Source organism: Alkalimonas collagenimarina, from assembly GCF_030717845.1.
In the GTDB taxonomy this organism is placed as follows: domain Bacteria; phylum Pseudomonadota; class Gammaproteobacteria; order Enterobacterales; family Alteromonadaceae; genus Alkalimonas; species Alkalimonas collagenimarina.
Map to the genome: position 1 here is coordinate 1 of NZ_JAUZVZ010000042.1, position 12,060 is coordinate 12,060.

General features: G+C 43.8%; 11 protein-coding genes and 1 pseudogene. 8 read left to right on the forward strand and 4 right to left on the reverse strand.

Annotated elements, in window-relative coordinates:
* Window positions 1-147: 147 nt before the first annotated feature.
* Both Q3O60_RS17235 and Q3O60_RS17240 read left to right on the forward strand, forming a co-directional pair.
* Window positions 148-2,496, forward strand: a complete 2,349-nt coding sequence (locus Q3O60_RS17235; RefSeq protein ID WP_305895170.1) for a heavy metal translocating P-type ATPase — start codon at window positions 148-150, stop codon at window positions 2,494-2,496.
* 11 nt (window positions 2,497-2,507) lie between these two features.
* Window positions 2,508-2,861, forward strand: a complete 354-nt coding sequence (locus Q3O60_RS17240) for a cupredoxin domain-containing protein (RefSeq protein WP_305895171.1) — start codon at window positions 2,508-2,510, stop codon at window positions 2,859-2,861.
* Window positions 2,862-2,916: 55 nt separating this feature from the next.
* Here the strand turns inward: Q3O60_RS17240 and Q3O60_RS17245 are convergent.
* A pseudogene (locus Q3O60_RS17245) lies at window positions 2,917-3,957 on the reverse strand (IS630 family transposase).
* Between the two features lie 104 nt (window positions 3,958-4,061).
* Between Q3O60_RS17245 and Q3O60_RS17250 the strand changes: the two are divergent.
* Window positions 4,062-4,472, forward strand: coding sequence for a ferredoxin reductase domain-containing protein (locus tag Q3O60_RS17250; protein WP_305895172.1), 411 nt, complete (start codon window positions 4,062-4,064; stop codon window positions 4,470-4,472).
* 65 nt (window positions 4,473-4,537) lie between these two features.
* On the opposite strand, the gene Q3O60_RS17255 is transcribed toward Q3O60_RS17250, so the two are convergent.
* Together Q3O60_RS17255 and Q3O60_RS17260 are read right to left on the reverse strand one after the other, a co-directional pair.
* Window positions 4,538-5,932: a heavy metal sensor histidine kinase gene (locus tag Q3O60_RS17255; RefSeq protein WP_305895173.1), complete on the reverse strand. Its 1,395-nt coding sequence runs from the start codon at window positions 5,930-5,932 to the stop codon at window positions 4,538-4,540.
* Window positions 5,922-6,611, reverse strand: a complete 690-nt coding sequence (locus tag Q3O60_RS17260) for a heavy metal response regulator transcription factor (protein ID WP_111570589.1) — start codon at window positions 6,609-6,611, stop codon at window positions 5,922-5,924. Before Q3O60_RS17260 ends, Q3O60_RS17255 begins: the two co-directional genes overlap by 11 nt.
* Window positions 6,612-6,766: 155 nt before the next feature.
* Here Q3O60_RS17260 and Q3O60_RS17265 point away from each other — a divergent pair, with 155 nt between their 5' ends.
* The 5 genes from Q3O60_RS17265 to Q3O60_RS17285 all read left to right on the forward strand — a co-directional run bounded on the left by Q3O60_RS17265 (window position 6,767) and on the right by Q3O60_RS17285 (window position 11,779).
* A complete protein-coding gene (locus Q3O60_RS17265) occupies window positions 6,767-8,581 on the forward strand; it encodes a copper resistance system multicopper oxidase (protein ID WP_305895174.1) in 1,815 nt (604 codons plus the stop codon).
* The gene (locus Q3O60_RS17270; RefSeq protein ID WP_369812686.1) at window positions 8,578-9,843 is read left to right on the forward strand and encodes a copper resistance protein B; all 1,266 of its coding nucleotides are present in this window, start codon (window positions 8,578-8,580) and stop codon (window positions 9,841-9,843) included. Before Q3O60_RS17265 ends, Q3O60_RS17270 begins: the two co-directional genes overlap by 4 nt.
* Window positions 9,844-9,860: 17 nt before the next feature.
* Window positions 9,861-10,289 carry a copper resistance CopC family protein gene (locus Q3O60_RS17275; RefSeq protein ID WP_305895175.1) on the forward strand — a complete coding sequence of 143 codons (429 nt, stop codon included), beginning with the start codon at window positions 9,861-9,863 and terminating at the stop codon, window positions 10,287-10,289.
* Between the two features lie 17 nt (window positions 10,290-10,306).
* Window positions 10,307-11,206, forward strand: coding sequence for a CopD family protein (locus tag Q3O60_RS17280; protein WP_305895176.1), 900 nt, complete (start codon window positions 10,307-10,309; stop codon window positions 11,204-11,206).
* Window positions 11,207-11,344: 138 nt separating this feature from the next.
* Window positions 11,345-11,779: a DUF411 domain-containing protein gene (locus tag Q3O60_RS17285; protein WP_305895179.1), complete on the forward strand. Its 435-nt coding sequence runs from the start codon at window positions 11,345-11,347 to the stop codon at window positions 11,777-11,779.
* Window positions 11,780-11,872: 93 nt separating this feature from the next.
* Here the strand turns inward: Q3O60_RS17285 and Q3O60_RS17290 are convergent.
* Window positions 11,873-12,060, reverse strand: a 188-nt coding sequence (locus Q3O60_RS17290; protein WP_305895177.1) for a hypothetical protein, incomplete at its 5' end; no start/stop codon positions are given.

The window sequence follows — 12,060 nt, forward strand, 5'->3', positions numbered from 1 at the left end:
AGCGATTTCAGCAAATGCTTGAACTGAGAGATAAAATGCAAGCAGCACTGGCACAGTGGGAAAAAATTGCAGATAAATCGCCAACGCCTCATATGGTGTGTCACTTAATAGAGCAATTTGGCATGTCTGATAATGGAGGAACAAAAAATGAACAAGAATAATAAAGATGTAACCGCTGCAACATCATGTTGTAGCAAAGCCAAACAACAAACTCAGAATGATAATAATGAATCAGCGGTATTGGCATCTGAACATTCTGCCAACCAAAATACGCTGCAACTTATAATAGAAGGCGCTGGATGCGCGAGTTGTGTTGGTAAGATTGAAGGCGCCTTAAATACGATACCGGGTGTCAAAACGGCAGAAATGAATTTTGCTGATAGAACCGTTATGGTGTCGGGTAATGCAGCAGCAGAATTGTTAATAAAAGCGATTGAATCAGCAGGTTATAATGCCAAGCTTATGAATCAAGGTTCAGAAAGTGAAGCCCTTGATGAGAAAGAACAGGCAGACTTAGCTTATTATAAAAAGCTAATGCGCCACACTTATATCGCGCTAGCTTTAGGTATTCCACTAATGGCATACGGCCTAATGGGCGGTGCAATGACCGTGGAAACCAACGCTGAGCGTATTACGTGGTTAATTATTGGTATTTTAACCTTTGGCGTGATGTATTTCTCGGGCAGACACTTTTTTGTCGGCGCCTGGCAAAGCTTTAAAAATCACTCCGCCAATATGGATACATTAATTGCATTAGGAACGGGAACAGCTTGGTTATACTCAATGGTTGTTGTATTTGCACCCGAATCCGTTCCGTTGATGGCAAGGCACGTTTACTTTGAAGCAACTGCCATGATTATTGGTTTAATTGATCTGGGCTTAGCACTAGAAGTGAAAGCCAGAGGAAAAACCTCAGAAGCAATTAAACGCTTAATTGGTTTGCAAGCAAAAATGGCAACCGTGATCCGTGACGACAAAGAAGTCAAAATTGCCATTGAACAGGTGCTGAAAAGTGACATCGTCAAAGTAAGGCCTGGTGAGCAAATACCGGTTGATGGTGTGGTGACCGAGGGCACTACGTCGGTTGATGAGTCGATGTTAACGGGTGAACCAATGCCGGTTACCAAAAAACAAGATGATAAAGTGGTTGGCGGAACATTAAATAAGTCCGGCACCATTAATTTTAGAGCTAGTCATGTAGGTAAAGATACGGCTTTAGCGCATATTATTAATATGGTTAAGCGCGCGCAAAACTCTAAGCCACCAATAGGGCGGTTAGCAGACGTTATTTCAGCTTACTTTGTGCCAATGGTGATGATCATTTCGATTGTAAGTGCCTTGGTTTGGTTGAATTTCGGCCCCGATCCTGCAGTCGCTTTTGCCATGGTATCAGCAACAACAGTATTAATCATTGCTTGCCCTTGTGCGCTGGGCTTAGCTACGCCAATGTCAGTTATGGTGGGGGTTGGTAAAGCGGCCGAAGCGGGGGTGCTTATCCGTAACGGTGAAGCATTACAAACGGCTTCTAAGATTACGACCATGATATTAGATAAAACAGGCACTATTACCGAAGGCGCACCGAAAGTAACGGATATTATGCTAGCAAATGCCATGACTGAAAAACAGATACTGCAATTGGCAGCAAGTATGGAAAGTGGCTCTGAACATCCGTTGGCGGAAGCTATCGTTGAAAGTGCCCTCGAAAAAGATATTGAGTTACTAAAAGTTGAAAACTTCAAGGCGTTAGTGGGGCGAGGCATTGAAGCAAATTGCCAAGATAAAAGCTTATTGTTTGGTAATGAAAAGTTAATGCATGAAAAAGGCATAGATATAACAAGCTTTGTTCATAAAGCCCAAGCTTTAGCGAAAGAAGCCAAAACTCCGATGTATTTTAGCATAGATGGTGTGCTAGCTGCGATAATTGCCGTTTCTGACCCTATTAAAGCCGATTCAATTTCTGCTATTAAACGGCTGCAAAACAATAATATTCGGGTGATCATGCTAACGGGTGATAACCGAGAAACGGCGGCCGCGGTTGCAAAAAAGGCTGGCATAACCGAGTTTGTGGCCGAGGTTTTACCTGAAGAAAAAGCCGATAAAGTAAAAGAGCTGCAAATGGCGGGTGAAATTGTAGGTATGACCGGCGATGGCATTAATGATGCCCCTGCATTGGCACAGGCTAACGTCGGTTTTGCCATCGGTACAGGCACAGATGTCGCGATAGAAAGTGCAGATATTACGTTAATGCGAGGATCTTTACATGGTTTAGCTGATGCTATCGCCGTAAGTAAAGCCACTTTACGTAATATCAAACAGAACTTATTTGGTGCCTTTTTCTATAACGCTGCAGGAGTGCCTTTTGCAGCCGGTATCTTATATCCATTTTTTGGTATTTTATTAAGCCCAGTTATAGCGGGTGCGGCAATGGCGTTTTCATCGCTCACTGTGGTATCAAATGCGAATCGACTGCGCTTATTTAAAGCTAAAGATCACTAAGGAAACTCATTATGATAATTATTAACGTAATAGGGATCAGCCTAATATTTTTAATCATCTGGTGGTTTTGGTTATATAAACCCAATACGACAGTGGTTACAGACAAAGAGCTACTTATTGTGGTCAAAGACGGTGTTTACACGCCGTCGGTAATAGAGGTGCAAGCGGGCAGTCCATTAACCCTGAAGTTTAATAGAAAAGATGCGTCACCTTGTACAGAAACAGTATTAATACCAGTGCTAGAGATTAGTGCCAGCCTTAAATTAAACGACATTACCAGCGTGCCTGTGCCAGCTTTGGCCGTGGGAAAATATGAGTTTCACTGCCAAATGCAGATGTATCGTGGCGTGATAAATGTGGTCTAAGTTCATACCCCTGCATAAATAAGTTACAGCAGCTAATGTAACTAAATAGCTGATCCTAATTGTGATACACCTGCTTCAATCCATGCTTGCCGCCCGGAAACGGTGCGGCAGTGTCCATAAAGTAGTAAACCTGCTCCAGTAAATCATCCATGTTTTTTCACTGATGATTCCGGGTTATCGTCTCGTGCAGGGCATGCCACAGTTTTTCAATTTTGTTATGCCATGGGCTATAAACCGGCAAGAACAGTAATTTGAACTTTGGGTTGTCGCTCAGCCACTTCTGGGTTTTCTTGCTCTTGTGGATGATGTAATTATCCACGATTAACCGAATGCTCTTAGCCCGACGATACTGACCTTTAAGCTTTTCCAGCAATTCAATAAATAAGTCACTGGTCTTGCGCTCGCCACCTACATAAACGATTTGCCCTGTCTGGCCGTGTAATGCTCCCGCCAGATAATGTTTCTTGTTCTGTCCTGGTGTTGCTACCTTACGCTGCTCGCCACGATGCCCCCAATCTGCACCGATTTTAGGATTCAGATGGATATCCACTTCATCCTGGTAAAACACCGGGTGGTCAACACTGTTATCTGCCAGCGCCTCCCGGATAGCCGCCAGTTTCTCCTTTTTATCCGGGTCTTGGATATAAAGCGTTGGCGCAGCTCGCCGCCAGACAATTCCTGCTTTGGGCAACCAGCGTCTGATTGTTGAACTGTGGATCTGAATGTTGCATAACTTGTTCAGTAACAGCGCAAACAACTCTGTACTCCAGCGTGAACGCTGATATCCAAGCGTCCTTGGCGTGTACTTCAGCAAAATTTTCAGCACGCCACAGATAAAATCCCGATTCTGCCTAACGGGGCGACCAACGCCTTTAGTTTTTAGACCATCAACACCGGCAACGTCATACCATTTCAACCAGCGGTTAAGCGATGACCGGCCAGCTTGCAGTAGGCTCGCAACCTCTGACTTGGTTTTACCTTTCAACACCAGCAAGACGGCATTCGCACGGCGGCAAAGGTCTCTATCTCGTGTTTTATGAATAATTTTCTTTAACCTGCGCGTTTCAGCGCCGTACAAAAATACTATTTTGTTCATACTCAATGCGTTTGTGGGTTTGGTTTGTTTGGCGACTGATCTGATCGCGCAAACCGCATTGAGTTCCCTTACCTGAGTGATCTACTATTTGGCACAGTTATTTAGTGGGTGCAGGTTCCGGCATGGCACCTTTAAAAGCTTTGGTTGAAGAGCAGTTGTTTATACAAAACCGTAATTCAATTGATAAAACCATTGCCAAGCCAGCCAGAGAGATCCATTTCTTTTATGGCGCACGAAATGAAAATGATATTGTTTATGTTGATTACTTTTATGAACTCGCTAAACAATACCCAAATTTTTACTATTACCCAGTGTTGTCACGACCAGACAAAGATTGGTTAGGTGCGACCGGCTATGCCCAACATGTGCTGGCATTAAATTGGCAAAATATCGTTGCGCAAGGTGATCCTGAGTTCTACTTATGCGGGCCCAAAGGGTTGATAGATGACACCATAAGGTTACTTAGAGATAAAGGGGTGCCTGAATCTGATATTGCTTTTGATGTCTTTAGCTAATTAAACTAACCCTGCGCAATTAACATTGCGCAGGGTTTTATTAGGGGTTTATCAGGGGTTTATAGTTATGTCATGCGTAGTGTAATGACAAAACGTGTGAGATTTTGATCTGAGGTCACGGTGATATCACCGTCATGTGCTTCGATAATCGCTTTAGTAATAGCCAGCCCTAAACCTGCACCATCACTGTGGCGTTGTCTTGATTGATCGGCGCGATAAAAACGTTCAAATAAATAAGGTAAATGCTCGGCGGATATTGCTGGGCCAGGGTTTTCGACACTGATACAAAGCGTGTTAGTAGCTTGCTGATAGCTGTTGACTATAATGCTGTGTCCAGAAGCTGTGTGTCGTATCGCATTTGACAATAAATTAGTTAAAGCATGCCTTAGTAAGGTGCGATCGGCATTAATGACGCTGAGCTGACCGGTAAACGCGAGTTTGACTCCGGCCTCGTCTGCTAACGCTTCAAAAAACTCGAATATGGCCGCGACTTCTTCGGCAATATTTAAAGGCTGTTTATTTGGTGTGATTAAACCATTTTTACTTTTAGCCAACCACAGCATATCGCTAACCATCTTGCTAAGCCGCTCTTGCTCTTCCAAATTCGAAAATAACACGTTTTGGTATTCCTCAGCCGTTCGTTGCCGAGATAAACTGACTTGGGTTTGGGTAATAATATTGGTTAAAGGGGTGCGAATTTCGTGAGCAATGTCGGCACTAAAGTGCGATAACTTAGTAAAGCCATCCTCTAAGCGGTTTAGCATGTGGTTGAATGACTGCACCATATGCGTTAACTCAGAAGGTACTTCGTTGGCGTTTAATCTAATGTCGAGTTTGCTGGTTTGAATGTCGCGCATATTGTCACTTAGTCCTCTAAGTGGCGATAAACCTTGATGCACCGCAATCCAAGCTGCTAATAAAGTAAGGAGGCAGGAACCGAGTAGAATCACCCAAAGACTTTGACCGAGTTGCTGCAAAAAGTGGATGTGAAAATCCATATCAATCGCTGTAATTAACCGGTAGTTATCGTTTGCAGTGGCTATGTTCAGAGCAATACCCCGATAGGCTTTATCTTGATATTGCCAGTGTTGGATATTTTCAATTTTAAATGTATCTATGGATTCATCAGTATCTGTAAGTTGGCTTAAATCAAAATTAGCATTGTTATAAATAATTTGCTGCTGAGAATTGTTTATTTGGTAATACACGCCATGATGTCCGGCAACAGCTTGCGATAATGATTGAGCTAAAGTTTTCGGATCTGTAGGTTCTTTAAGGAACACTTGCTGAACAGAGTGAACAATAACGCCAAGTTCATCGGCATCTTGTTCGATAAAATGGTGCTCTATAGAACTGATAAGCAGTTGCCTAACAACCAGTAAACAAACCGCAATAGTGACAACGACAGACAGTACCACTCTCAGGGTCAAGGACAGTGGCCGTTTAGTGTTATGCTTCATCCGCTTGCTCGTTTTCAAGTTTATAGCCCATGCCGCGCACGGTGTGGATTAATTTTGGCATAAAATCATCGTCTACTTTAGCCCGTAACCTTCTTATTGCGACATCAATAACATTGGTGTCGCTATCAAAGTTCATATCCCAAATCTGTGAGGCGATTAAAGATCGAGGTAAGACTTCACCGCTGCGGCGCATTAATAACTCTAATAAAGAAAACTCTTTATTACTCAAGGCAATTTTGACTCCGCTGCGCATGACTCTTCTTTTGGGGACGTCTAATTGTAAATCGGCCACCTGAAGTAAATCTGGGGTGGTTATGGTTTGGCCGCGGCGTATTAGGCTGCGTACCCGCGCCAACACTTCTGAGAAAGCAAAGGGTTTAATTAAGTAATCATCCGCGCCTAATTCTAAGCCTTTAACTCTGTCATCAACGCTATCACGGGCGGATAAAAACAATACTGGCGTAAGGTTATTGCTTTCGCGAATAGATTGTACTATCCGCCAGCCATTAACATCAGGCAACATCACATCCAGCACAATCAGATCAAATACTTCGGTCATTGCAAGGTGATGGCCGTCTAAGCCGTTTCTAACCAGTGAAACTTGAAAACCCGCTTCAGTGAGGCCTTGCTTTAAATAATCACCCGTTTTGATTTCGTCTTCAACAATCAGTAATCGCATAACCTTTCCTGTAAATAGGGGTAACTGATAGCTTGCAATACACAGGCTGTCAGCTAGATGACAACAAGATTACAACTTTGTCATGTCAGAGTCATGTTGCTGACAGTTATAAATAGCTAAGCTAGATGAAATAAATAAGTTCAGGGGTTATATAAATGAATGATAACAAGTTCAAGTTACCGGCTTCTATCTCGCGGCGCCGATTTGTCCAAGGGCTTGCCATCGGAGGCGTAATAGCTAGTTTCCCGCATGTTGTTCGCGCCGGTAGCTCTTTTAAAGACGTTGTTCGCGCCGGTAGCTCTTTTAAAGACAATGCCGCGACAGGTTCTGCACCAGAATTAAGCGGCAAAGTTATCGAGCTAACTATTGCTGAGTCCTTAGTCAATTTTACCGGTGTAGTACGTACAGCAACCACCATTAATGGCTCTATTCCGGCACCAACGCTGCGCTTACGCGAAGGCGATGAGGTGACGATTAAAGTGACCAATACCTTATCGGTGCCTAGCTCTATTCACTGGCATGGCATTATTTTACCTTATCAAATGGATGGGGTACCAGGCTTAAGCTTTAAGGGCATTATGCCCGGTGAAACCTTTGTCTATAAGTTTAAACTGCAGCAAAGCGGTACTTACTGGTATCACTCTCATAGTGGCTTCCAAGAAATGACTGGCATGTACGGTGCACTAATCATCGAGCCTAGAGAGCAAGATATCATCGTTGCTGATAGGGAGTATGTGGTACAGCTTTCAGACTGGACCGATGATGACCCGATGAAAGTATTTAGTAAACTAAAAGTGCAAGATGATATCTACAATTATAATCAACCAACAGTACGAGATTTTTTCCGAGACCTGTCAGAAAAAGGGCTTAGTTCAGCATTATCAAAACGTAAAATGTGGCAAGAAATGCGCATGAGCCCGACAGACTTGGGAGATGTGTCAAGCGCTGTACTAACCTACTTATTTAACGGCAGCACACCGCTGGCCAATTGGCGAGGCCTGTTTAAAAAAGGCGAAAAAGTTCGCTTGCGCTTTATTAATGGCGCCAGCAATACCTTCTTCGATGTCCGTATCCCGGAACTGCAAATGACCGTAGTACAGTCAGATGGCCAAAATGTCCATCCAGTAACCGTTGATGAATTCCGATTTGGCCCGGGTGAAACCTATGATGTACTGGTCACACCGCAATCTGATGCTTATACCATTTTCGCCCAGACCATAGAACGCACCGGTTATGCTCGAGGCACCCTAGCGGTAGCCGACAATATTAATGCACCCGTACCGGCAGTCGATCCAGTAGAGTGGTTAGCGATGGCCGACATGATGGGCAATATGTCCCATGGCGGTTCAATGACAGAGGGCGCTATGGATCATAGCCAACATGGCGCAGCTATGCCGATGGATTTAAGTCAGCATGCAGGGCCGGCCGCTGCTTATGCTAAAGCCAGCACGCAAGTGCGCCATGCCAGTACTGAATATGGCCCTTCGGTTGATATGCGGGTAGATACGCCAAGAACTAACTTGGACGATCCGGGCATTGGTTTACGCAATAATGGCCGAAAAGTGCTGACGTTATCCGATCTGCATTCACTAGAAAACGTTATTGAACCACAGCGTCCTGAAGCTGAAATTGAATTGCACCTAACTGGCAATATGGAACGCTATAGCTGGTCAATTGATGGTTTAGAGTTTGGCCAAAGTACACCTGTGCATATGAAGTTAAATCAGTGCGTTAGGGTGATTTTACAAAACGACACTATGATGCCTCATCCTATGCATTTGCATGGAATGTGGAGTGATTTAGAAAGTGAAAGTGGTGAACTCCAAGTCAGACGCCATACTATTCCGGTGCAACCTGCTCAGCGAATTAGTTTTTTAACAACGCCGCATGATGTAGGACGGTGGGCCTGGCATTGTCATCTGTTATTTCATATGGATGCAGGTATGTTTAGAGAAGTGGTGGTGTCATGAGAATCATAAAATTAGTCAGTAGCGCGCCGGTGATTGCGTTAACAGCGAGTTTATTGCTAGTAAATGCTGGGGTGATGGCAGACAGCCAAATGGACCATAGCGAAATGGATCATAGCAAGATGAAGCATGGTGATAAGGCGATGGACCACAGCGCAATGGATCATAGCAAGATGAAGCATGGTGATACGGCAATAGACCACAGCGAAATGGATCATAGCAAGATGAACCATGACGATAAGGCGATGGACCACAGCCAGATGGACCATAGCAAGATGAACCATGACGATAAGGCGATGGACCACAGCCAGATGGACCATAGCAAGATGAACCATGGCGATAAGGTAATGGACCACAGCCAGATGGATCATAGCAAGATGAACCATGACGATAAGGCGATGGACCACAGCCAGATGGACCATAGCAAGATGAACCATGACGATAAGGCGATGGACCACAGCCAGATGGACCATGACGATAAGGCGATGGACCACAGCCAAATGGATCATGGCGATATGAAAATGCAGGGCGGAAAAGCGCCTGCAGATGCCCGAGATCCTCATGCTTATTCTGGCGGTTATACCTTAGCCGACGGGCCTTATGCTATAGGCGGCGGTCGCCAGTTAAAACTGCTAGATGAACACCGTTTTTACGCAATTAGAGCAGATAGGTTGGAGCACCAGTTTGCTACGGATAGCTTAGCATTTGAATTACAAGGCTGGTATGGCACTACTTTTAATCGACTAGCAATAAAGCTGGATGGTGAGGTAAGCGATGGTAAGTTGGAAGAAAGCCAAACCGACTTGCTATGGAGCCGTGCGGTTTATTCGTTTTGGGATGCCCAGCTCGGAGCCCGGTTTGATACCTACACGGAAGGGGAAAGTCGGCAGTGGTTGGCATTGGGTGTCCAAGGGTTAGCGCCGTATTGGTTTGAGGTCGATGTAACTGCCTATTTAGGCAACTCTGGGCGGACAGCCATAGCAGCAGAAGCTGAATATGAATTGCTATTCACGCAACGTTTAATCTTACAAAGCTCAGTGGGATTAACTGCTTATGGTAAAGACGATGCCATTAATGGTATCGGAAAAGGCTTAGCGTCTTTAAATGCTGGAATGCGTTTACGTTATGAGTTCTCACGCCAGTTTGCGCCTTATATCGGCGTTGAATGGATGGCTAAGTATGGTAATAGTGCTGACTATGCCCGAGCGAATAATGAACCGACTGTTACTACGAGTGTGGTCGCGGGTGTGCGGTTCTGGTTTTAATAATTAAGGTGATAAAAATGAATATATTAAAAACATTAAAAATAGTGAGTACTTTAGCTGTTTTATTAATGGCGACTACGGTGTCTGCACATGTTGATTTAACTGAGACAGTACCAGCAGATGAGGCGATGTTAATGCAAAGCCCTGCAACGTTAAAGCTGACATTCAGTGCCCCAGTACGGATGATAAAATTAAGCTTAATTGATGCAGAGAAAAAAGCGGTTAAATTTGGTTTTGCGGCTTCAGCTACAGCCGCCTCAGAATTTGAGTGGCCACTGCCAACCCTTAAAGAGGGCGAGTATCAGGTGAGTTGGATTGTTATGGGCCAAGATGGCCATAGAATGACCGGTGATTATAGTTTTATGCTCCATGGCGATATGAAGATGGAAGCAAAACAGCCTTCTAATCAGTCACTTAATCACCAGTCGCATTCTCATCAGCATTAGTAGAAGGAAACCGAGTGATGATTGGCCATTGGGAGTTAATGCTATTACTAACAAAGTTTGCCACTTATGCTGCAGTCAGCAGTTGTGTCGGCAGCATATTAATGCAAACTTTACGATCAAAGCAGTTAAGTACTACTGATACTAAGCTGGAGGCTTATGATGGCTGGCTTAGCAGTTGGTTTTTAAAGTGGGCGGGTTTTGGCCTAGTAGTATCATTATTGCAATTGCCACTTCAAGCCGGTGCTATGGCTGGAAATGGCTTAACAGGTATGTTTGACTCCTTAATGCTTAGTATCATGTGGCAGTCGGCAGTGGGTAGCCAAGTCAGTTTCATTGTTGTCGGTTTTACGCTGTTGTTACTTAGTGAGTGGGGGATAAACAAGCTGGCAAGGTTTAAAACCATACTAAGAATAGTCACAGTGACTGGGTTTATTCTGCTAGCAATTAGCTTTACTTTTGCGGGCCATACGGTAGAGCTCAATACGGTGTTTAAAGGCTTGTTAATGTTGCATATACTTGCCATGGCAGCTTGGGCTGGTTCTTTGTGGCCCTTACATCAAAGTTGTAAAGCGTTGCCAGCTGATAGTTTAGTGACATTAATGGAAAACTTTGGCAAGGTAGCGGTGTTTTTTGTATCCATATTAATCGCTTGTGGTGTGCTATTACTACTGCAGCTTGTAGAGCCTATTAGCAATTTATTCACTACCAATTATGGTCAGTTATTGATGTTAAAGCTGATATTTGTCAGTGGTATGTTGCTGTTAGCAGCTTGGCATAAACTTAAACTTGTTGCTGAGTTGGCGCAGCATAAAAATGCCCAACCGCTGCGGCTGTCAATTTTAATTGAAACGCTATTGGTGGTCTCAGTATTAGTGACGACTAGCGTGTTTACGACACTTGTTGGGCCACAAAGTTAATCTTAGCTTTATTTGTTATTAAGACTTATTTTTTAGGAGAACCCTGTGCCAAAAATTACAACTTTAACTGCCTTATTTGCAGCAGTATTTTTGCTAACAGCATGCTCTGAACCCGCTGTAACTAATAATGATCCGAAAATTACGGCAGAGCCTGTGGTGAGCCAACAACAGAGCGAGCCTTTATTAACTGTTTATAAAACAAGTAGCTGTGGCTGTTGTAAAAAATGGATATCGCATATAGAGCAAAATGACATAACAGCTATCGCAAAAGACTATGATGATTTAAGCTTTATTAAAAATCGTTATGGCATTCAGCCCAATCATATCTCATGCCATACTGCAGTATCTGAGAATGGCTATGTATTTGAGGGCCATATTCCAGCAAAATATATCCTTATGTTTTTAGCCGAACCAGTGGCCAATGCTATTGGCCTTACGGTACCAGCCATGCCATTAGGTTCACCAGGTATGGAAGTGGGCGACCGTTTTATGCCGTATGAGATATTGGTATTCCTTAAAGATGGTACTAGCAAGGTTTACGCTAAAGTAGATGGTTATGATATGCAGTTTTAACAGCAACTAGTAACAAGAACTGACTTACCCGCGCTGGTAAGTCAGTTCTTCTGTAATTGACTAAACTAGCAATATTTTACATGTTCTTAATGTCTAGAACCTCGCCGACAAAAAAGGTGCGGTTCGGCTGGTTGTAGATTTTGCGACTTCTGCTGGTACGCCCTGAGCGACAATCAATCCGCCTTCATCGCCTGCACCAGGGCCTATATCAATAACCCAATCGCTATTGCTCGCGACCTGCATATCATGTTCAACCATAATAACAGTATTGCCTGCGTCAA

Excerpts from the sequence above, each read along its gene's own strand:
- Q3O60_RS17235 (WP_305895170.1), top strand. The coding sequence starts at position 148 with ATGAACAAGAATAATAAAGATGTAACCGCTGCAACATCATGTTGTAGC.
- Q3O60_RS17240 (WP_305895171.1), top strand. The coding sequence starts at position 2,508 with ATGATAATTATTAACGTAATAGGGATCAGCCTAATATTTTTAATCATC.
- Q3O60_RS17255 (WP_305895173.1), bottom strand. The coding sequence starts at position 5,932 with ATGAAGCATAACACTAAACGGCCACTGTCCTTGACCCTGAGAGTGGTA.
- Q3O60_RS17260 (WP_111570589.1), bottom strand. The coding sequence starts at position 6,611 with ATGCGATTACTGATTGTTGAAGACGAAATCAAAACGGGTGATTATTTA.
- Q3O60_RS17265 (WP_305895174.1), top strand. The coding sequence starts at position 6,767 with ATGAATGATAACAAGTTCAAGTTACCGGCTTCTATCTCGCGGCGCCGA.
- Q3O60_RS17270 (WP_369812686.1), top strand. The coding sequence starts at position 8,578 with ATGAGAATCATAAAATTAGTCAGTAGCGCGCCGGTGATTGCGTTAACA.
- Q3O60_RS17275 (WP_305895175.1), top strand. The coding sequence starts at position 9,861 with ATGAATATATTAAAAACATTAAAAATAGTGAGTACTTTAGCTGTTTTA.
- Q3O60_RS17280 (WP_305895176.1), top strand. The coding sequence starts at position 10,307 with ATGATTGGCCATTGGGAGTTAATGCTATTACTAACAAAGTTTGCCACT.